The organism is Aeromonas sp. PrichA-15 (genome assembly GCF_017939245.1).
Classification (GTDB): Bacteria; Pseudomonadota; Gammaproteobacteria; order Enterobacterales; family Aeromonadaceae; genus Aeromonas; species Aeromonas caviae.
The window spans coordinates 1-20,006 of sequence record NZ_JAGKRH010000082.1 but is presented as its reverse complement, the minus strand read 5'-3'; the positions used below and the strand labels follow the sequence as shown (position 1 = coordinate 20,006).

Below are 20,006 nucleotides of genomic sequence, written 5' to 3'. Positions count from 1 at the left end.
TTGAGTCGTTATTTGCCGCTGCCGGAAACGTCCTGGCCGTCGCGGGTGAGGTAGTAGGCAAGCAGAATGGGAATGGTGGTGAAGGCCACTATGATGAGCGCCACCACGTTAGTGACCGGCCTGTCCCGTGGCCGGATCAGCTCCTGATACATCCAGATCGGCAGCGTGGTCTGCTGGCCCGCGGTGAAGGTGGTGACGATCACCTCGTCAAAGCTCAGGGCAAACGCCAGCATGCCCCCCGCCAGCAGTGCCGTGGCCAGATTGGGCAGGATCACGTAGCGCAGGGTCTGGAAGCTGTCGGCACCAAGATCCATCGACGCCTCTATGAGGCTCTGGTTGGTGCGGCGAAAGCGCGCCAGGGCATTGTTGTAGACCACCACCACGCAGAAGGTGGCGTGACCGATGACGATGGTCCAGAAGCTGAAAGGGATCTCCATCACCCCGTAGGCGGAGCGCAGCGCGATGCCGGTGACGATGCCGGGCAGGGCGATGGGCAGCACCAGCAACAGCGATACCACCTCCTGGCCGAAGAAGCGGCTGCGGGCGATGGCCCCCGCCGCCAGGGTGCCGAGCACCATGGCGGCCAGCGTCGCCAGTCCCGCTACCTCCAGCGACAGCTGGATCGCGCGCCACACGTCGGGGCGGTTGAGGGTCACCTCGAACCACTTGAGGGTGATGCCGGGGGGCGGGAACTGGTAGCTCTTGCTCTCGCTGGTGAAGGCGTAGAGGAAGATGAACAGGATCGGAAAGTGCAGGAACAGGAGACCGCCGATGGCCGCGTACTTGAGCAGGCCGGAGGGCTGGCTGCCATGGTCCCGCTTCATGGAAGTATTAGAGCGCATCGAAGGCCCCCAGGCGTTTCGCGATGGTCAGGTAGATGGCGATGATGAGGATCGGCACCAGCGAGAAGGCGGCGGCGAAGGGCAGGTTGCCCGCCGTGCCCTGCTGCATGTAGACCACCTGACCTATGTACATGGTGGAGTTGCCTATGATGCTGGGGATGATGTAGTCCCCCAGCGTCAGGGAGAAGGTGAAGATGGAGCCCGCCACCACGCCGGGCAGGGCCAGCGGCAGGATCAGGGTGCGAAAGGTCTGGGTAGGGGTGGCGCCGAGATCGCCGCTCGCCTCCAGCAAGGAGCGCGGGATCTGCTCCACCGCCGCCTGGATGGGCAGGATCATGAAAGGCAGCCAGACGTAGACGAACACGATGAAGGTGCCGATGCGCGAGAACGAGAGCGACGGCCCCCCTATCACCGGCAGCGAGAGGATGGCGTCCAGCAGCCAGTCCAGTCCCAGAGTATCTGCCAGCCAGCTGATGACCCCCTCCTTGGCCAGGATCAGCTTCCAGGCGTAGACCCGTACCAGATAGCTGGACCAGAGCGGCAGCATGATGCCGACGTAGAACAGAGCCCGGGTCTTGCCGCTGGTGTAGCGCGCCATGTAGTAGGCCACCGGAAAGCCGAGCAGGGCGCAGGCCAGGGTCACCAGCAGCGACATGCCGACGGTGCGCAGGATCACGTCCAGGTTCTCAGCCCGCAGCAGGGCAACGAAGTTCTGCAGCCCCAGCTCGTGGCGGATCTGGCCGCTGAACTCGTCCAGTCCGAAGAAGGCGTTGGAGAGCAGCATCAGCAGGGAGCCGACATAGATGATGCCAAGCCAGAGCAGGGGGGGCCCCAGCAGGATGGCCAGCAACAGACCCGGCCGCCCGTAGAGCAGGGTGGAGAGGCGCCGCAGCGGCCGATAGGAGAGGGGGGCAGTGGGTTGGCTCATGGCAAGGCTCGCACTGTGGGGGGCGCTCATGGTTGAGCTCCCTGAGGGGCGGTGTGCAGGCGATGGATCGCCTGCTCCGGCCAGCTGAGGCTGACCCGGGCGCCACGGGGCAGACGGGCCTGGCCCTCGTTGGGGTGGTTGACGATAAGCTCGAGCTGCTCGCCGAGATCGACCCGGTAGCGCACGAAGGGGCCGAGATACTCCACTTCGCGCACCACCCCGGACCAGCCCGGTGTGCCGGCCTCGGCGAGGCGGATCCGCTCCGGGCGCACCATCATCTGCTGAGCATCGCCGCACAGACGGCGGGCCTGCTCCCCCTCGAACAGGTTGACTGTGCCGACGAAGCGGGCGACGAAGGGGGTGGCGGGGGCGTCGTAGATGGTATCCGGCGCGGCGATCTGCTCGATCTTGCCCTGATTGAAGATGCAGATCCGGTCGCTCATGGAGAGCGCCTCCTGCTGATCGTGGGTGACGAAGATGAAGGTGATGCCGAGCTGGCGCTGCAAGGCTTTCAGCTCGAGCTGCATCTGCTCGCGCAGCTTGAGGTCGAGGGCCCCGAGCGGTTCGTCCAGCAGCAGGATGCGCGGCTGGTTGATCAGCGCTCGGGCGATGGCGATGCGCTGGCGCTGGCCGCCGGAGAGCTGGCCCGGCTTGCGGTTGCCGACGCCGGGCAGGCGCACCAGTTCCAGCATCTCGTCCACCTTGCGGTAACGCTCCGCCTTGGCGACGCCCTTGAGCATCAGGCCGTAGCCGATGTTGTCGCGCACATCCATGTTGGGAAACAGGGCGTAGTCCTGAAACACGGTATTGAGGTTGCGATCGTAGGGGGGCACGGTGGAGCAGGGCTCGCCAAACAGCTGGATCTCCCCCTCGCTCGGGTATTCGAAGCCCGCGATCATCCGCAGGCAGGTAGTCTTGCCGGAACCGCTCGGCCCCAGCAGGGTGAAAAACTCGCCGGCCGGGATCTGGAAGGAGATGTCGTCGACCGCCTTCACCTCGCCATAGTGGCGGCTGACCCGGTCAAATTGTACGGCATTCATGGGACGTCCTTGTCTGTGTGGGAAGCGGGCCGGACTCCTGTCCGGCCCCATATCGGCATTTACTGAGGCACCTCAGCGGCCACCCAGGATGGCGATATAGTCCGAGACCCAGCGGTAGTAGGGCACGCAGGTTCCCTGGCTCTTGCACTGGGAGACAGGGGTACGCCAGAAGTGAACCCGATCGAAGTTGTCGATGCCGTTGGTCTTGCACCCCTCTTTCCCGAGCAGGGCATTGCCCTCGCAGGCGGCCGGTACCACGGGCACGGAGCCGAACCAGGAGGCGAGATCCCCCTGCAGCTTGTTGTTGAGGGAGTGCTCCAGCCACTGATAGGCACAGGTGAGGTTCTTCGCCTCGCTGTGCACCATGCTGGTATCGGCCCAGCCGGTGACGCCCTCCTTGGGCACCGTCGTGGCGATAGGCTGCTTGTCGGCGATCAGGGTATTGGCCTGGAACGGCCAGGAGCCGGAGGCCACCACCCCTCGTTCTTGAAGTCGTCGATCTGGACGAAGGCATCGTGCCAGTAGCGTCCCACCAGCTTGCGCTGCTGGCGCAGGAGGTCGAGGGCGGCCTTGTACTGATCTTCGTTGAGCTCGTAAGGATCCTTGATGCCGAGCGCCGGCTGGTGGCTCATCAGATAGAGGGCGGCATCGGCGATGTGGATGGGGCCGTCGAACGCCTGTACCCGCCCCTTGTTGGACTTGCCGTCCGGCAGGGTCTGCTCCTCGAACACCACGCTCCAGGAGTCGGGCGCCTTGGGGAACACTTTGGTGTTGTACATCAAGATGTTGCCGCCCCACTGGTAGGGCACGCCGTAGTGCTTGCCGTCCACCGTGTGCCAGGGGGCATTCTGCAGGCGGGGATCAATTTTGCTGTAGCTCGGGATGAGCGCCAGGTTGAACGCCTGCACCTTGCCGCCGGCGATGAGGCGCAGGCTGGCGTCACCGGAGGCGGTCACCAGATCGAAGCCCCCCTCGTTCATCAGCGCCACCATCTCGTCCGAGGTGGCGGCCGTCTTGACGTTGACCTTGCAGCCGGTCTCTTTCTCGAAGCCGGTCACCCAGTCGTAGTTCTTGTCGGTCTCGCCGCGCTCCACGTAGCCGGCCCAGGCCACGATGTTGAGCTGGCCTTCACCCTTGCCGAGGGTGGTGGGGGCAGCCTGGACCTGGCCTGCCAGCAGGGCGGGGATCAGGGCCAGGGTGAGGGGGGTCAGTTTCATCTTGCTCTCCTTGCTGGGGCGGGCACGGTTGTGATGCCACGCTGACAATTAACATCCTGTTAACCAGTCATGAGCGTAGGAGAAGCCGTGAGCAATGAGAATTTCAATTTTTAGCGGCTTTGGTATCTGTAAAATCGATATCGAGTGCAGATGAATCTGATTTTTTTGCCGGAGTCACGGCTGTTCAGGCTCAGTCCTAGCGGGGGAGGTGCTGGCGGGCCCGCAGCCGGCTCTGATCTCTGGCGATGTCGATGAACTCGCGTGCGGCCCAGTCAAGGCGCGAGCCGCGCCGCCACACCAGACCGATGTCGATGGCGGGGATGGGCTCCTTGATGGCGCGGGCCTCGACCCGCTCCTGCTCCAGCGACCAGGGGCGGTAGGCAAAGTCCGGCAGCAGGGCGAGCCCGAGCTGGCTCGCCACCAGGCTGCGCACCGCTTCCACCGAGGCGGTACGCAGCACGATGCGCGGCGAGATGCCGTAGCGGCGCAGGCCGCCGCCGATGATCTGGTCCAGCTGGTCGGCGGTCAGCGAGATCATGGGCTCCTCGCCGAGCGCCTTGAGGGAGAGGGTCGACTCGGCGCAGAGGGGGGGTTGGCGGCGAGCCAGACCCGCAGCGGCGAGCGGGTCAGCAGCTCGGTATCGAACGCCTCCTGGCGGATGGTGCGGTTGGTCATCAGGATCCCCACATCCACCTCGCCGTTGACGATCTGGTGTTCGAGATAGGGCTGCTCATCCTCCTTCACCTCGATCTGTACCGCCGGGAAGGCGCGGCGAAAGCGGCCGAGCGCTTCCGACAGGTAGTAGCCAGCAACCAGGGTGGTTACGCCTATGGTAAGCCGCCCCTGATCCTGCTGGGCCACCGCCTTGAGGGAGTGGCTGGCTTCGGTCATGGCGCTTAGGATGCGACGGGCGTGCAGCAGAAACTGGTGGCCCTGGGTGGTGAGGCTGACGCCGCGCGGGTTGCGCTCGAACAGGGCGGCGCCGAGCTCGGTCTCCAGCTCGCGGATGGCGCTGGTGACCGCCGACTGGGAGATGTGCAGCTCGGCGGCTGCCCGGCTCACCGAGAAGCTGTCGGCCACCGCCACGAAATAGCGGATCTGGCGAAAGGTGAAGTTCATCTGGGCGTCCTGCCACGTGCGATCAAGGTGAGTGCCAGCTTAACCTCGAATCGCGCCCAGACAAAGGCGCCGTGATGGCGCCTTTGTCGTTGTTTTTACGGAAATTAGCGGGCTGTCACCGCCTCTGTGACCGGTACACGGTTCACTCCCTTGCCCAGATAGGCGAGGGTGATGGTCACAATGATGCAGGTGAAGCTGAGCCACATGTAGGGTAGGTAGTCGAGGGTCGCTACCCCGAGGACCCCGGCCATGAAGATGCCGTTGTCGCTCCAGGGCACCATGCCGCAGGTGAGGGTGCCGCCAAACTCGGCGTTGCGGGAGAGGTTCTTGCGCGCCAGCCCCAGTCTGTCGTAGTTCTTGGCCATGATCTTGGGGGTCAGGATCAGCGATACATACATAGCGGAACCGAACACGTTGGCCAAGAAGGCGGTGCCGATGGTGTGGCTGGTCAGGCTGCCGGCGCTGTTGATGCGCTTCTCGAAGGCACTGGCGATGACGGAGAGGATGCCGACCTTCTCCAGCAGACCGCCGAAGCCCAAGCCGAAGATGATGACGGCCACGGAACCCAGCATGGACTCCATGCCGCCGCGGCCGAGGATGTTGTCGATGAAGTCGACGCCGAAGGTAATGGCAAACGGGCTGTAGGCGGAGTGCATTGCCTTCACCGGATCCATGTCCTGGAAGACGATGGCCCAGACAAGACCCAGCAAGGCGCCGAAGCTGATCACCGGGAAGGCGGGCTTGCGGTTGGCCAACAGGCCCAGCACCAGCACCACGGGCACTATGGCCATGGGGGTGATGTTGAACTGCTTGTCGAGGGCGTCCATCACCAGATTGACCTGCTCCAGGCTGACGTTGCCGGAATACTGCATGCCGACCACGGTGAACAGGGCGGCGGTGATGACGTAGGAGAACAGGCTGATGGGCAGCATCCCCTTGATGTGTTCCATCACGTCGACGTTGGACATGGTCGAGGCCAGCACCACGGAGTCGGAGAGCGGGGAGAGCTTGTCACCGAAGTAGACGCCGGAGAGCACGGCACCGGCTACCAGCGGCGCGGGTACCCCCAGGCTGTGGCCTATACCCATCATGGCGATGCCGGCGGTGGCCGCCGAGCCCCAGGAGGTGCCGGTGGCCAGCGAGGTGAGAGAGCAGATGATCAGGGTCGCCAGCAGGAAGATGGAGGGGTGTATAACCTTGAGGCCGAAGTAGATGATGCTGGGGACGATGCCGCCGGCAATCCAGGTGCCCACCAGGGCACCGACGGAGATCAGTATCAGGATGGCCCCCATCCCCTTGGCGACGCCGTCGACTGCCGCCTGTTCCAGGGATTTGTAATCATGGCCGAGCTTGATGCCGAGTCCCATGATGACGAACCAGGCGATGAACAGTGCCAGCTGGATTGGCAGATCCAGCACGCTGGTGAAGGAGAAGGCCAGGGCCAGGAAAATGGCCAGGCAGGCAAATACTTGCGACATGCCCGGCAATCGGATGTGGTGTTGTTGGTTTTGCATAGACGCTCCCTAAACTCTTGCTCGCCAAGGTCAGCCCCTCTCGTCCTGCGGATGCGTCGATCCCGAGAGGCTTACCAAAAGAGGGCGCAATCTACCATAAAGCGGAGGTGTAAAATCCCTGCTCATTCGGCAAAACAGCTTTAAAATTTTAAAATCCCACAAAATAGTTGATCTAATCGGCATTTTTCACTGTTCAATCGACACCGTTTGATAGCCGGAGATCCATAGGCAAGTTCGATTGCAGATGGCAACACCAAAGATGATAATAGTTATCATTAATCTTTTTCGGACCAATGCCAATGAACTGGATAGCACGCGCTCTGCTCTTGGCCGCCCTTCTGGCGGTGCTGGTCTGGGGTCAGGAGAAGGAATACGGGTTCTGGAGCCTGGGGTTCTTGCTGGCTGCCTGGGTCATGCTGGAACCCAGGCTGAGACCGGTGTTGATCCTGCTGCCGGTTGCGGGAATAACAGGGGTCGTCACTCTGCTCTGGCAGCAGGGTTGGCATTAAGCCTGGCGAGTGGGGACGGCCTGGATCTTGTCGTAGGCCTGGCGCAGGGAGGCGATGACCTTCTTCTCCATCTCGCTGCGTTCGGCGTCTGTCGTGAAGTAGATCATGTCGACATCGTGGCGGATATAGTGGGAAGGAAGCTGGTTGAGTGTCAGGCAGCAGAGGTCTGCCAGCTGATAGGGGGTCAATGTTCGAGCCAACCCCTGTTTTTCTATCTCCTTGAGCACCAGATGCTCATAGAAGTTGTGAATATCGGTATCCAGGATCATGGGAAAACCCCCGTGGTGGCGCAGCATCTTCAACAGCATAGCCATGGGGCATGAAAACACAAAAGGCCCGTTACTCTCGTAACGGGCCTTTGCAGAATAATGGTGCGAAGAGAGGGACTCGAACCCTCACATCCGTGGGACACTAACACCTGAAGCTAGCGCGTCTACCAATTCCGCCACCTTCGCACACTGATTTTCTCCAGCTGGTTTTTAAATGCGGTTGGAGCGCATTTTCTGTGTTTTACATGCCAGAAGCATGGTGCGAAGAGAGGGACTCGAACCCTCACACCCGGGGGGCACTAACACCTGAAGCTAGCGCGTCTACCAATTCCGCCACCTTCGCACATCGGGTTATCAGTCTGGATTTACATGCTGTCTGACAAAAGCATGGTGCGAAGAGAGGGACTCGAACCCTCACACCCGGGGGGCACTAACACCTGAAGCTAGCGCGTCTACCAATTCCGCCACCTTCGCACATCGGGTTATCAGTCTGAATTTACATGCCGTCTGATAAGAGCATGTTGCAGTATGGTGCGAAGAGAGGGACTCGAACCCTCACATCCGTGGGACACTAACACCTGAAGCTAGCGCGTCTACCAATTCCGCCACCTTCGCATCACTGCGGTGTGGGATTCTATAGAGTTTTGGGGGGGCGTCAACAGCCAAAGGGGACTTTTTTCGCTGTTGACGGATAAAGGCGTGCCAAGGGCACAAAACTTCAGCAATCGGCGTCAGACGGTGGCCAGCGCATCCTGATACATCTGTTCGTACAGGATGACGGAGTCTGCCCAGTCGAAGCGGGTGTTCATGGCGTGGTGCTGCACACGGGCAAAACGTGCCGGCTCCTGCAGATAATGGAGCAGGCTGCGGCGCATGGCATCGAGCAAGGTGCTGGCAGTGGGATCGTTGAAGCAGAAACCGGTCGCGTGCGTCGGGTCGGCATCCCAGTCCACGACGGTATCTTTCAATCCGCCGACAGCCCGAACCAGGGGCAGGGTGCCATAGGCCAGACTGTACATCTGGTTGAGCCCGCATGGCTCGAACAGAGAAGGCATCAGGAAGAAGTCGGCGCCGGCCTCCACCAGGTGGGCCAGACGGTCGTCATAGGCATTGATGAAGGCAAACTTGTCGGGATGCTGCTGGGCAATGCTTTGCAACTGGGCGGCGAGAGAGGGATCACCGGAGCCCACGATCACTACCTGGACCTGATGTTGCAAGAACTTGTCTAGCGCCGGGATGAGCAGGTGTACTCCTTTCTGCTCGGTCAGTCGACACACCATGCCATAGATGGGGAGGTTGCCGACGGGGAGCCCCGTCTCCTGCTGCAGGATGCGCTTGCAGGTGTGTTTGCCATCCAGGTTGTCGGCATCATAGGTGGCGGGCAACAGAGGATCGAAGGCGGGATCCCAGTCCTGATAGTCACAGCCGTTGAGGATGCCACGCAGGTCAGCAGCCCGCTGCTGGAATACGCTGGCCATGCCGTGAGCGCCCGGGTGCGTCAGCAGCTCGCTGGCGTAGTTGGGGCTGACCGCATTGATCTTGTCTGCGTAGAGCACACCGCACTTGAGCAGATTGATGTGACCATAGTCGTAGTTGATGCGCTGCTCGTAGTCGTGGATTTCCGGCACGGCCCAGAACTGCTGGCGATCGAATACCCCCTGAAAGGCCGCGTTGTGAATGCTGATGACCGACCGGGTGCGCTGGAAGAAGGGGTTGTGGGCATGACGGGTTTTCAGCAGCAGCGGCAGCAGACCGGTGTGCCAGTCGTTGCAGTGGGCGATGTCGGGAGCGAAACCCAGCTGTTCGCACGCATGCAGAGCCGCCGCGGCTAGAAAGGCAAAGCGTTCACCGTTGTCGGGATAGGCCTGGTTGTTCTCGGCATAGAGCTGGGGGCGGTCGAAATAGTGCGGGCAATCGAGCAGATAGACGCAGATCCCGTCCAGTTCCAGCTGATGGATGCGATAGCTGATATCACTGCGATCCTGGGGGGTGGGGAGCCAGCGCGAGGCGAGGAGGGTGGCCTCGTCCCGGCGCTTGATGGTCTTGTAGAAGGGCATAATGATGCGCACATCGTGCCCCTGACGGGCGAGATGCTGCGGCAGGGCCTTGGCCACATCCGCCAGGCCCCCGGTCTTCACCAGCCCCTCAACCTCCGAGGCTACAAACAGGATTTTCAGTGGGTTAATAGCCAACTCTTGCTCCCTTAGGTACCACGACGATACCGCCTTCGGATACGGTAAACCGCTCTCTGTCATGGTCCAGATTCTCACCGATCACGGTGCCGGGTGCAATTTCAACGTTTTTGTCGATGATGGCGCGGCGAATGGAGCAACCTTCGCCGATTTTCACATCCCCCAGCAGCACGGATTCACTGATGTGGCTGCAGGGGCCTATGTTGCAGCGAAATCCCAGTATGGATCGCTGGATCTGGCTGCCCTGAATGAAGCAGCCACCGGAGATCAGGGAGTTGGCGATCTTGACTTTGCAGTCGTCGGTATCGATGAAGGTGGCGGGGGGCAGGGGCGGGTAATGAGTGTGCAGCGGCCACTTGCGATTGTAGAGAGAGAAGGGGGCATCGTCGGCCACCAGGTCCATGTGTGCCTGCCAGTAAGAGTCGAGCGTCCCCACATCGCGCCAGTAGACGTTGGGCTTCTCGCCCGGGATCACGTTGGTGCTGTAGTCGTAGACGTAGACGGGGGCACGGGGGAACAGGCTGGGAATGATGTCCTTGCCGAAATCGTGACTGGAGTTCTCCTCGGCGGCATCCCGCTTGAGCTCCCGATAGAGGGCCTCGGTCTCGAAGATGTAGTTGCCCATGGAGACCAGGGCCTGGGTGGGGTCGCCGGGGATGTGTTTCGGGTGACGGGGCTTTTCTTCAAAGCCAATCATGCGCCCTTCCTGATCCACCTCGATCACCCCGAAGGCGCTTGCTTCCTCGATGGGCATGCGCAGTGCCGCGACGGTCAGGGCGGCCGCTTTCTGCTTGTGGAAGCTCACCATCTGGCTCACGTCCATCTTGTAGATGTGATCGGAGCCGAAGATGCAGACGTGTTCGGGGTCGGAGATCTCGATGAAGCGCAGGTTCTGGTAAATGGCGTCTGCGGTGCCGTCATACCAACGTTTGCCCATTCGCATCTGGGCCGGAATGGGGTCGATGAAGCGATCCGTGATGCCGACGATGTTCCAGCCCTTCTTCATGTGCAGATAAAGGGACTGGGACTTGAACTGGGTGAGTACATAGATGCGCAGGAAGTCGGCGTTGACGAAGTTGTTGAGCACGAAGTCGATCAACCGGTAACTGCCGCCAAAGGGCACGGAGGGTTTGCTGCGGGTGGTGGTCAGCGGTTGCAGTCGGGTACCTTCACCGCCTGCCAGTATCATGGTGAGTATGCCTGCCATCGTCGTTCTCTCCCTGAGATCATGATGTTGAAAAGGTTTTCATGTTGCTGCGAAAAAAACACCCCTAAAGGGGTGGTGAACGTTTTCTTGGTACCTTAACAGATCCCGTCTGGCACTCTCTACTTGTTTTATTACAACCGTTGCACTTCTTTAAGCTTTGCTCAGATACACCTTGAATTTGGCGTCGCCCGCGATCACCTCGGTCTGTTTGAAGTGCGCATCCAGTATAGGCTGGTATCGCAGGAAGGCATTGGCGACTATGGTCAGGGTGCCATTTGCGGTCAGGTACTCAGGTGCCTTTGCCAGGAAGGTTTCGGTGGCGGCGTAGAAGGTCTTGAGCCCGGCATGGAAGGGGGGATTCGAGACAATCTGTTGGAATGTTTCGGCAATGTCGGAATAGACATCGGAGGCATGAACACGTCCGCTCAGACCGTTGACCGCCAGGGTTCGGCGGCTGGACTCCAGTGCCAGGGCATTGATATCCACCATGGTGACAGCCAGGGCCGGGTTGCGCTTGGCCAGCACGGAACCGATGACGCCGGCGCCGCAGCCAAAGTCGAGCAGCTTGCCCGTTACGGGGGGGAGGCTCGCCAGCAGCATCTGGGTGCCGAGATCCAGGCCGTCTGCACTGAAGACCCCAGGCAGGGCCATGACGGTCAGGGTGGTGTCGCCCGCCTGGCACTCATAGCGACTGAACCAGGCGTCCAGCTCGAAGGGGACGACCGGTTTGTCGAGCGTGCCGTGGTAGAGAGAGCAGCGGCGCGCAGAGTCGCGCTTGATCGGTTTCTCGCCATAAGGTGCCAGCAGCTTGTCGGCCCCGTTGATGCCGCCCCGGTTCTCGCCGGCGAGAAATAGGTCGGCCCCGCTTTCGAGCAGCGGCGTCATCATGGCCAGCAGGTATTGCGCCTCGGCCTTGGCCTTGGGCATCAGCAGCAGCAGGGCATCGAATCGGGGGGCGCCACCCAGCTGGTGATCGAACAGGATGGCGTCTCCCAGAACGGCCTGCTGGGTGCGGTAATAGCAGTAATCCGTGGTGAAGACGGTCAGGCTTTGTGCCAGCTCGGCCAGTTGACGAGGATAATCATCCTCCAGGGCACCGCACACCAACAGCCGCTTGCCGACAAAGAGGGCTTGGTTACGTTCCAGCATCTGACTGACGGCACTGACAGGACGGCTCATTGGGTCTCTCCACGCATTTTTGGGCGGCCATTATACATGGCCGCTTTCGCCTTGACATTTATGCCGTGTTCCCGAAATATGCCCAGACGCCTATTTACCCAGAGATGATGCAATGCGGTCATGCGTATCGAAACGAAAGCATAAACATAGCCTGACAATCGGGCCTGCTGGCGTGCGCGCGTAACCTCTCATCCCTGAGACGATTCAAGCCCCGGTAGCGACTCCCGTACCGGGGCTTTTTATTGACCAATCCATCTGTTTAGGAGAAGGAAATCCCATGTTTCAAGGTTCGATAGTTGCCCTGATCACCCCATTTCGACAGGGCCAGCTGGACGAGGCCGCACTGGCTCGCCTGGTGGAGTGGCACATAGAGCAGGGAACCCATGGCATAGTGCCGGTCGGCACGACCGGGGAGAGCCCGACCCTGACCCACGATGAGCATTGCCGCGTGGTGGAGCTGGTGGTCAAGCTGGTGGCCGGGCGCATTCCCGTGATCGCAGGTGCAGGCTCCAACAACCCGGTTGAAGCCATTGAATACACCCGCTATGCCGAGCAGATGGGAGCGGATGCCACCCTGCATGTGGCCGGTTACTACAACCGCCCCAATCAGGAAGGGCTCTACCACCACTTCAAGGCGGTGCACGACGCCACCACCAAACCCATCATCGTCTACAACATTCCGCCCCGCGCCATCGTTGACGTGCAGCCGGCGACCCTGGCCCGTCTGGCCGAGTTGCCGCGCATTGCCGGCGTGAAGGATGCCACCGGTGATCTGGCCCGCCCCTGGGTTGAACGCCAGCTCATCAAGAAGCCGTTTGCCTGGCTCTCCGGTGAAGATGCCACCGCCGTGGCCTACAACATCGGTGGTGGCCAGGGTTGCATCTCGGTGACGGCCAACGTGGCCCCCAAGCTGGTGGCCGAGGTGCAGAACCTGGCGCTGGCCGGTGAGTGGCAAGCTGCCCGGGAATTGCAGGACAAGCTCATTCCGCTGCACCAGGCCATGTTCGCCGAGCCGAGCCCCGCAGGGGCCAAGTATGCGGTCTCCCTGCTGGGTCTGTGCAGCGAAGAGTGCCGTCTGCCGGTGATGCCGCTCTCCGAGGCCACCCGCGAGCGCATCCGCAGTGCCATGCAGGCATTGAATCTGTTGTAAAAACTGGGCTCTGGATCTCGCTTTTGATTGCCCGGTCAATTAATGGCCGGGCTTTGCCGATATACTCGCTTGGATACAACCAAGGATGATTTGGCATGGAAGAATGGGATCCGGAGCACTTCACCAGTTTTGAACATCTCTGTGAAGTGACCTTGTCTGCGGTCAGGGAAAAAACAGAGGCTGAACAGATCTATCTGTGGCTGCGTGTTCCGACGCCCCAGCTCTATCACTATCGCCCGGAACAGGGTCTGCTCTGCCTGAGCGCTGACATCCTCTCTTCCCTCGAGTTGCCCATCCTCTTCATCGAACGTTCCCTTGCGCTTGGCCAGTTGCTGGTGGAGCCCATCGCGCCGACCCGTGCCATCTGGGAGCGGGAGAGCGTCGAACCCGAGATCCCGCGCCTGCGCGCGAGCTTCCCCCTCAAGCGTCACAAGGGGCTGGAGGCCGTGGTCTATCTGGAAACCCGCCGTCGTCTAGATCGCCTGCCAAGACGCCAGCAGCAGAGCATCCAGCTGCTCATGCATTATCTCGCTGCCGAGCTCGAGAGTCGGCGACTCGCGGGACAGGTGGATCTGGAGCGGGATCAGCGGCTCCACACCCAGGCAGACCTCGTGCGCAGCCAGGCCCTGCAGGACTCTTTCCTCAGCATGCTGCAGGCGCTGCATCAGGTGGGGGTCAAGCTCTCCCGCTGCGAGAGCGAGGATCGTTTGCTGCACGACGCGGTGGCACTGGCCCGCCAGGAGTTGCAGTTCGATCGCATCGCCATCTTCCTGACTGACAGTGAATTCAAGACCATGCACGGTACTTGGGGGACCAACGAGGCGGGTGAGCTCATCGACGAGCGCCATTTCATCAGCCCCATTCCGGATCATCCCACGGTGCAGGAGGCGCTGCGTCGCAAGGACTATGTCCTGGTGCTGGAGGACACGCCTCTCTATTACGAGAAGCAGGAGGTGGGTCGCGGCTGGAACGCCATGGTGTCGCTCTGGGATGGGAGTACCCCCATCGGCTGGATCGCCGCCGACAACCTGCTCTGGCGGCGCCCCCTCAAGGCGTATCAGAGCGAGATCTTCAAGCAGTATGCCGCCGTGCTCTCCCAGTTGCTGATCCGCCAGCGCACCCAGGAGAAGCTTGAGCGCTTCAATCGGGAGCTGGAGCTGAGGGTGCAGGAGCGGACCCGGCAACTGGCCGATACCAACCGGGCGCTGGAGGAAGCCAACCGGCGCCTCTCTCTGCTGTCTCTGGAAGATCCCCTGACTGGCATCGCCAACCGCCGCCAATGGGACATCACCATGGAACGGGAGTGGGAGCGGGCTCGCCGCCATCAGGGCGTGCTGGCGGTGCTGATGATCGATGTGGACGAGTTCAAGTCCTACAACGATCACTTCGGCCACGGCAAGGGGGATCAGTGCCTGCAGCGGGTGGCGGCACTGCTGCAGGATACCGAGCGGCGGCGTACCAACCTGGTGGCCCGCTATGGGGGGGAGGAGTTTGTCATCCTGCTGTGTTCACCGCAGCCGGGAGAGGCGGAGCGGCTGGCGGAGCAGATCCACCACGGCCTTGACGCCTTGCAAATTCCCCATCCGGCTTCCCGGGTGGCGGCGACACTCACCGTCAGCATCGGGTTCAGCTATCTGGTCCCGTCATCGGACAAGGAGTGGCAAACCCTGACCGAGCAGGCGGATCAGGCACTCTATCACGCCAAATCACAAGGGCGGGCCTGTACCCTGGCCTATCGCTGACACCTGCGTGGGGGCTGCCTGCCCGGCATCAGATCCATGCTGATCTGTATACGTGCGGGCTTTCAGATCCACGCCGCCCTGTATAAATGAGGTGGCAAGCGTTTCTCGCCATCTGGCGCATGGCGATGCGCCCGCGCTCTGGCTAGAATGGGGGCCCATTTTTCACAGACAGATCCTGCACCATGACCCTATCCGGATTTCAAGGCCTGGTTTTCGACCTCGACGGCACTCTGGTGGACTCCATGCCCTTGCACCTGGCCGCCTGGGAGCACACCGCCCGCGAGTTTGGCTTTCGGTTCGACGCCGACTGGTTTTATGAGCTGGGAGGCATGCCCAGCCGCAAGATAGCCCTGCTGGTGGCCGAAGTGCAGCAGATCGCGCTGGATCCTCTGGTGGTGACACGCTGCAAGACCGAACACTATGTTGCCAACCTGCACAAGGCCACCCCCTTCCCGGCCATGCTGGATCTGGTGGAACGCTATCACGGCCGGATCCCCATGGGCATAGGGACAGGCTCTCCCCGTATCAATGCCGAAGCGGTGCTGCGCAACACAGGGCTGGATCGGTATTTCCCCGTGGTGGTCACCGCCGACGACGTGGAGCTGCACAAACCCCATCCAGACACCTTCCTGCTGGTGGCGCGACGCCTGGGTGTCGAGCCCGGTCAATGTCTGGTGTTCGAGGATACGGGCATAGGCGCACAGGCCGGTGAAGCGGCCGGCATGCAGGTCTGCATGGTCAGAGAGGGAAAACCGGTCGGGTTGACCTACTGAGTAACGAAGACGAGCGGGTCAACAACCGGCTCGGGAGAGAAGCCCCACTCTCATACGGGACAGGCGAAACATGAGAGTGGGGAACAGGTGTCACTGGCTGACGCAGCGACACCGTCAGGATGGGCAGTGGCGAGATTTACTGCTCGCTGCCACCACCCTGGTTGTCGTCATAACGGCTGGGGGCGCCATGGGGGCGCGGCGCCATGGAAACCCGTGGCTTGCGGGCCCGCTGGATGCTGACGGCAGGACGGCCGGAGTGCATGGCAATGGTGGAAATCTTGGCCTTGTAGACCAGTTGCTGATTGCCATGGGCATCGGTCAACAGCACGCTGTACTGGTCAAAACCGCTGATGGTCCCCTCCAGCTTGATGCCGCTCACCAGGAAGATGGCGACCTGGCTACGGTTTTTGCGCAACCAGTTGAGGGCAGAATCTTGCCCGTTCCCGAGGGAGAAGGCCTGCTCGATAGTGGAGTAGCTTGGGGATTCAGTTGTCATAAATTATTGTCCCGCGGAAAAAAGTGGCGTTTGATTGTGCTAAATGGTCACTGCCTTGTCAAAGTCATTCTCACACCCGGGCAGGATGGACAACGACAGGGCTGGTCGGCAGGGGCCGCTGCTGCAATAATTGGCGGCTCTGGCCCCGTGGCGGGCCTCATGCTGGGGTCTTATCTTGCATCCGGTTTCACACCAACATCCACCCACCTATACCCATGACGCGACCGCCTGCGAAGAGTGTGACCTGCTGGTGCCGGCCACCGAGCTGGCCGTGGGGGAGACGAGCAGTTGTCCGCGCTGCGGCCATACCCTGACTCGTCATCTGCCGGAGCAGGAGCGCAGGCCCATCGCCTATGGCTTTGCGGCCATCATCATGTTCGTGCTCTCCAACGCCTTTACCTTCATGTCGTTCTCGGCCAAGGGGGTGGGGCAGGAGATGACCTTCCTGCAGTGCATCACCACCCTGGTGGATCAAGGCTACCTGTTCCTCGGGGCCGTGCTGAGCATTACCCTGATCGGGTTGCCGCTGGTCTATATCGGCTCCATCATGCTGGTGCTGTGGCGCCTGGACAAGGATCTGCACAGCAAGGCCCTGCGCTCCCTTGGCCGCCTGCTGTGCCGGATCAAGCCCTGGCTGATGGTGGACGTCTTCCTCATCGGCGTGCTCATCTCTCTGGTGAAGCTGATGGGGATGGCCGACATCAAGATGGGGCTGTCGTTCTGGACCTTCGTTGGCTACACCCTGCTGCTCATCAAGATGATCTCCTCCCTGGATCGGATGTGGCTGTGGCAGCGACTGTTCGGTCCGACGGCGGCGAGGGAGCTGGATCCCGAGGAGAGCGCCCTGTCGTGCGGTCTGGTGGGCTGTCACATCTGCGGCGCCCTGAACGAGCAGGATGCCCATAGTTGCGTTCGCTGCGGGGATCACCTGCACAGCCGCAAGCCGGGTGGTCTGAACCGCACCTGGGCCCTGCTGATCACTTCGGTGATCCTCTATATCCCAGCCAACCTGTATCCCATCATGGACACCGTGTTCCTGGGGGATGACAGCCCCTCGACCATCATGGGCGGGGTGGTGCTGCTGTGGGCCATGGGCTCCTACCCCATTGCCGCCGTCATCTTCTTCGCGAGCGTGGTGGTGCCGCTGGTGAAGATCCTGGCGCTGCTGTGGCTCTGCTACGTGGTGCAGCGCGGCCAGGGGGCATCTCCCCTCGGCAAGCTCAAACTCTATCGCATGACCGAATTTGTGGGGCGCTGGTCGATGATCGACGTCTTCGTGGTGGCCATCCTGGCCGGTCTCATCCGGCTCGACAATCTGATGACCATCTACCCTGGCCCTGCGGCCGTCGCCTTTGCCGGGGTCGTACTGGTCACCATGGTGGCTGCCATGAGTTTTGATTCCCGCCTGATCTGGGATTTACAACAAGGAGAACGCGAACGTGAGTGAGCGTAAGACAAGGTGGAAACCGGGCTCTGATTTCATGAGTTCGGCTGCCGCTATCTGGATGGTGCCCTTGCTGGCCCTCTTCATCGGCGCCTGGATGCTGTTCCAGCACTGGTATTCACAAGGGCCGAGCTTCACCCTGACGGTGGCGACCGCCGAGGGCATAGTGGCGGGCAAGACGGTGATCCGTTCTCGTGAAGTGGAGGTGGGCCGTATCGAGACGGTGGAGCTCAGCGAGGACTATAGCCATGCCGTGCTCAAGGCTCGCCTGACCAATGCCGCCGCCGGCATGCTCAAGAAAGACAGCCAGTTCTGGGTGGTCAAGCCCAGGGTCGGGCGTGAGGGCGTTTCCGGTCTTGGCACCTTGCTCTCCGGTGCCTATATCGAGCTTTCTCCCGGCAAGAAGGGCAGGGCGCGAAGCGAATACGCCATGCTGGACAGGCCGCCCTTGGCATCCCTGGATGCCAGGGGATTGCGGCTATCCCTGTCCAGCCGGGATGCCAACGCGCTGGGCGCGGGTTCCCCCATCAGCTATCAGGGATTCACCATCGGTCAGGTCGAAGAGGCCAAATTCCTGCCCGAGAAGAGCGAGATGCAGTACCAGCTCTTCATCAACGCGCCTTATGACGTCCTGGTGAGCAGCAACTCCCGGTTCTGGTTGACGCCCGGCTTCGAGGTCTCCATGAGCAGCGAGGGGATGAAGGTGAAGATGGACTCGCTGGAGAGCCTGATCAACGGCGGCATCACCATGGGGCTGCCTCCCGGCTGGTTGCCGGGGGAGCCGGTGAAACAGAACGACGAGTTCGTGCTGTTCAAGGACGAGGAGAGCGTGCTGGCCGGTAGCCTGGATCAGTTCATCGACTATGTCTTCCTGTTCGACAATGACGTGGGCGGGCTGCATCCCGGCGCGGCGGTACAGTATCGCGGCATCCGGGTCGGTACCGTCATCTCGGCTCCCTATCTCATCGACGACAAGGGCGTCCAGCTATTCAAGAGCCGGCAGATCCCGGTGCTGGCGCGCATCGAGGTGCAGCGTCTCTCCCACCGTTATGCCAATGCGGAGAAGGAGCAGTGGCGGGCCCTGTTCAACAAGCAGTTCAAGGAAGGGCTGAGGGCTAGCCTCAAGACCGCCAGCCTGCTGACGGGGGGCAAGGTGATCGATCTGAACTTCTATCCGGATGCGCCTGTCTATCAGCCGCTCAAGATGGCGGGCTATCAGGTCTTCCCGACTGCCCAGGCCGGTCTGGATCAGATCGAACGCAAGGTGAACCTCATCCTCGACAAGTTCGTCGACATGGACATGGCCACCACCCTCACTCAGGTCAACAGCACCCTGATGACACTGGACAAGACGCTCAAGCATGTCAGTGCCGTGAGTGCGAATCTGGAGCAGTTTACCGGTCAGCAGTCGACCCAGCAGTTGCCGGCCTCCCTCAACCAGAGCCTCAAGCAGTTGCAGGAGACGTTGCAGACCTATGATGCCGGTTCCCAGACCAATCAGGAGCTGCGTCAGTCGGTGCAATCACTCAACCAGCTGATGAGTGAGTTGCAACCTCTGGTCCATTCACTGAACGAGCAGCCGAGTTCGCTGATCTTTGACCGCGCTCGTCCGCGGGATCCCGAGCCCAAGCGAGGAAAATGATGAAAAAACGGATGTTGACGCTGGCCTTGCTGGGCCTGCTGGCGGGATGTGGCAGTGCGCCGACGACGCTGCATTACTATTCGCTGGATGCTGACACGGCGCCGTCGAGTGTCACCACGGCGCAGCCGCAGCACCAGTTGGTGCTGCGCCCCGTCGCCCTGTCCGGTCAGCTTGACCGGATGAGCCTGGTCTATCAGCTGGAGGGCAAGGAGTTGCACTTTGCCGAGTACCATCGCTGGGCAGGTTCCCTCGATGCCCAGTTGAACCAGTTGACCCTCAATGGCCTCTCCAGCCGCTTGCCTGGCTGGGTGGTGCGTCAGGACGGGGCCCGCAAGGGGCCTGTGCTGAGCATCTCGGTCGAGCGTTTCCAGGGGCGGCACGACGGCCGCGCCCTGCTCAGCGGTCGCTGGCGCCTGCTGACGGAGGAGGGGGTCGTGTTGAGAGATGTTCCCTTCCAGCAGGAGCGGGTGCTGCCTGCCGATGGGTATGGCGCCCTGGTGAACGAGCTGGGACAGGGCTGGCAACTGTTGCTCGATCAGATTGCGGCGGATGTACGCACGCGCATCTGAGGAAGCATAAAAAAAGACGGGAGGCCATGGCCTAATGCCGATCAGTTAAGGATCCATTGACCGATCCTCAGGCTGTGTAAGAATCCGAAACTCCTTGTTGGGTTTCGGATTTTTTTATGCGTATCGACCAAGCTCTCGACTTCATTCACGCCTGTCCTCCCGGAAAGTTTGAGT

At 61.3% G+C, this 20,006-nt stretch carries 15 protein-coding genes, 4 tRNA genes and 3 pseudogenes; 7 read left to right on the top strand and 15 right to left on the bottom strand.

Features of this window, described 5'->3' with window-relative positions; genetic code table 11:
• Positions 1–8: 8 nt before the first annotated feature.
• The 6 genes and pseudogenes from J9889_RS12655 to nhaC all read right to left on the bottom strand — a co-directional run bounded on the left by J9889_RS12655 (position 9) and on the right by nhaC (position 6,660).
• Entirely contained in the window at positions 9–824 is an 816-nt protein-coding gene (locus J9889_RS12655; protein WP_113978209.1) for an ABC transporter permease, read from the bottom strand.
• Between the two features lie 7 nt (positions 825–831).
• Positions 832–1,800, bottom strand: a complete 969-nt coding sequence (locus J9889_RS12650; RefSeq protein WP_210556889.1) for an ABC transporter permease — start codon at positions 1,798–1,800, stop codon at positions 832–834.
• The gene (locus tag J9889_RS12645) at positions 1,797–2,810 is read right to left on the bottom strand and encodes an ABC transporter ATP-binding protein (protein ID WP_103858226.1); all 1,014 of its coding nucleotides are present in this window, start codon (positions 2,808–2,810) and stop codon (positions 1,797–1,799) included. The genes J9889_RS12650 and J9889_RS12645 overlap by 4 nt, the downstream gene beginning before the upstream one ends.
• A 72-nt stretch (positions 2,811–2,882) precedes the next feature.
• Positions 2,883–4,027: pseudogene (locus tag J9889_RS12640) on the bottom strand (ABC transporter substrate-binding protein).
• A 196-nt stretch (positions 4,028–4,223) separates the two neighbouring features.
• Positions 4,224–5,146 (bottom strand): annotated as a pseudogene (locus J9889_RS12635) (LysR family transcriptional regulator).
• Positions 5,147–5,250: 104 nt separating this feature from the next.
• Positions 5,251–6,660, bottom strand: a complete 1,410-nt coding sequence (nhaC, locus tag J9889_RS12630; RefSeq protein ID WP_210556888.1) for a Na+/H+ antiporter NhaC — start codon at positions 6,658–6,660, stop codon at positions 5,251–5,253.
• A gap of 299 nt (positions 6,661–6,959) precedes the next feature.
• Between nhaC and J9889_RS12625 the strand changes: the two genes are divergently transcribed.
• On the top strand, positions 6,960–7,169 hold the full coding sequence (locus J9889_RS12625; protein WP_052814427.1) for a hypothetical protein: 210 nt from the start codon (positions 6,960–6,962) through the stop codon (positions 7,167–7,169).
• On the opposite strand, the gene J9889_RS12620 is transcribed toward J9889_RS12625, so the two are convergent.
• The 8 genes and pseudogenes from J9889_RS12620 to rsmC all read right to left on the bottom strand — a co-directional run bounded on the left by J9889_RS12620 (position 7,166) and on the right by rsmC (position 12,016).
• Positions 7,166–7,438: a late competence development ComFB family protein gene (locus J9889_RS12620; protein ID WP_029314828.1), complete on the bottom strand. Its 273-nt coding sequence runs from the start codon at positions 7,436–7,438 to the stop codon at positions 7,166–7,168. The two genes, J9889_RS12625 and J9889_RS12620, sit on opposite strands and share 4 nt — an antisense overlap.
• Before the next feature lie 100 nt (positions 7,439–7,538).
• Positions 7,539–7,624, bottom strand: a tRNA-Leu gene (locus tag J9889_RS12615).
• A 71-nt stretch (positions 7,625–7,695) separates the two neighbouring features.
• Positions 7,696–7,781, bottom strand: a tRNA-Leu gene (locus J9889_RS12610).
• 45 nt (positions 7,782–7,826) lie between these two features.
• Positions 7,827–7,912, bottom strand: a tRNA-Leu gene (locus tag J9889_RS12605).
• A 55-nt stretch (positions 7,913–7,967) separates the two neighbouring features.
• Positions 7,968–8,053: transfer RNA gene (locus J9889_RS12600), tRNA-Leu, on the bottom strand.
• A gap of 116 nt (positions 8,054–8,169) precedes the next feature.
• Positions 8,170–9,630 carry a glycogen synthase GlgA gene (glgA, locus tag J9889_RS12595; RefSeq protein WP_029314827.1) on the bottom strand — a complete coding sequence of 487 codons (1,461 nt, stop codon included), beginning with the start codon at positions 9,628–9,630 and terminating at the stop codon, positions 8,170–8,172.
• Positions 9,620–10,840: pseudogene (glgC, locus tag J9889_RS12590) on the bottom strand (glucose-1-phosphate adenylyltransferase); the annotation flags it as partial. The gene glgA and the pseudogene glgC, both read right to left, overlap by 11 nt.
• Positions 10,841–10,987: 147 nt before the next feature.
• On the bottom strand, positions 10,988–12,016 hold the full coding sequence (gene rsmC / locus J9889_RS12585) for a 16S rRNA (guanine(1207)-N(2))-methyltransferase RsmC (RefSeq protein ID WP_113978206.1): 1,029 nt from the start codon (positions 12,014–12,016) through the stop codon (positions 10,988–10,990).
• Between the two features lie 277 nt (positions 12,017–12,293).
• On the opposite strand from rsmC, the gene dapA reads away from it, so the two are divergent.
• From dapA to J9889_RS12570, 3 genes are all read left to right on the top strand, one after another.
• Positions 12,294–13,166 carry a 4-hydroxy-tetrahydrodipicolinate synthase gene (gene dapA / locus J9889_RS12580; RefSeq protein ID WP_039040606.1) on the top strand — a complete coding sequence of 291 codons (873 nt, stop codon included), beginning with the start codon at positions 12,294–12,296 and terminating at the stop codon, positions 13,164–13,166.
• Positions 13,167–13,261: 95 nt separating this feature from the next.
• Positions 13,262–14,908 (top strand): diguanylate cyclase, encoded by a 1,647-nt coding sequence (locus J9889_RS12575; RefSeq protein WP_052814422.1) that lies wholly within the window; start codon positions 13,262–13,264, stop codon positions 14,906–14,908.
• A 182-nt stretch (positions 14,909–15,090) separates the two neighbouring features.
• Positions 15,091–15,681 carry a beta-phosphoglucomutase family hydrolase gene (locus J9889_RS12570; protein WP_041211731.1) on the top strand — a complete coding sequence of 197 codons (591 nt, stop codon included), beginning with the start codon at positions 15,091–15,093 and terminating at the stop codon, positions 15,679–15,681.
• 136 nt (positions 15,682–15,817) lie between these two features.
• Here the strand turns inward: J9889_RS12570 and hfq are convergent, their stop codons facing one another.
• Positions 15,818–16,177, bottom strand: coding sequence for an RNA chaperone Hfq (gene hfq, locus J9889_RS12565; protein ID WP_039040603.1), 360 nt, complete (start codon positions 16,175–16,177; stop codon positions 15,818–15,820).
• A 175-nt stretch (positions 16,178–16,352) separates the two neighbouring features.
• Between hfq and J9889_RS12560 the strand changes: the two genes are divergently transcribed.
• From J9889_RS12560 to J9889_RS12550, 3 genes are read left to right on the top strand one after another with little or no spacing between them, the layout of a single operon-like run.
• Positions 16,353–17,624, top strand: a complete 1,272-nt coding sequence (locus tag J9889_RS12560) for a paraquat-inducible protein A (RefSeq protein WP_210556887.1) — start codon at positions 16,353–16,355, stop codon at positions 17,622–17,624.
• Positions 17,617–19,263 (top strand): intermembrane transport protein PqiB, encoded by a 1,647-nt coding sequence (pqiB, locus tag J9889_RS12555; protein WP_039040601.1) that lies wholly within the window; start codon positions 17,617–17,619, stop codon positions 19,261–19,263. The genes J9889_RS12560 and pqiB overlap by 8 nt, the downstream gene beginning before the upstream one ends.
• A complete protein-coding gene (locus J9889_RS12550; RefSeq protein ID WP_010675747.1) occupies positions 19,263–19,832 on the top strand; it encodes an ABC-type transport auxiliary lipoprotein family protein in 570 nt (189 codons plus the stop codon). Before pqiB ends, J9889_RS12550 begins: the two co-directional genes overlap by 1 nt.
• Positions 19,833–20,006 lie beyond the last annotated feature (174 nt).

Coding starts and splice junctions, on each gene's coding strand:
- J9889_RS12650 (WP_210556889.1), bottom strand. CDS start 1,800: ATGAGCGCCCCCCACAGTGCGAGCCTTGCCATGAGCCAACCCACTGCC.
- J9889_RS12620 (WP_029314828.1), bottom strand. CDS start 7,438: ATGATCCTGGATACCGATATTCACAACTTCTATGAGCATCTGGTGCTC.
- J9889_RS12570 (WP_041211731.1), top strand. CDS start 15,091: ATGACCCTATCCGGATTTCAAGGCCTGGTTTTCGACCTCGACGGCACT.
- dapA (WP_039040606.1), top strand. CDS start 12,294: ATGTTTCAAGGTTCGATAGTTGCCCTGATCACCCCATTTCGACAGGGC.
- rsmC (WP_113978206.1), bottom strand. CDS start 12,016: ATGAGCCGTCCTGTCAGTGCCGTCAGTCAGATGCTGGAACGTAACCAA.
- J9889_RS12575 (WP_052814422.1), top strand. CDS start 13,262: ATGGAAGAATGGGATCCGGAGCACTTCACCAGTTTTGAACATCTCTGT.
- J9889_RS12655 (WP_113978209.1), bottom strand. CDS start 824: ATGAAGCGGGACCATGGCAGCCAGCCCTCCGGCCTGCTCAAGTACGCG.
- J9889_RS12625 (WP_052814427.1), top strand. CDS start 6,960: ATGAACTGGATAGCACGCGCTCTGCTCTTGGCCGCCCTTCTGGCGGTG.
- J9889_RS12645 (WP_103858226.1), bottom strand. CDS start 2,810: ATGAATGCCGTACAATTTGACCGGGTCAGCCGCCACTATGGCGAGGTG.
- J9889_RS12550 (WP_010675747.1), top strand. CDS start 19,263: ATGAAAAAACGGATGTTGACGCTGGCCTTGCTGGGCCTGCTGGCGGGA.
- nhaC (WP_210556888.1), bottom strand. CDS start 6,660: ATGCAAAACCAACAACACCACATCCGATTGCCGGGCATGTCGCAAGTA.
- hfq (WP_039040603.1), bottom strand. CDS start 16,177: ATGACAACTGAATCCCCAAGCTACTCCACTATCGAGCAGGCCTTCTCC.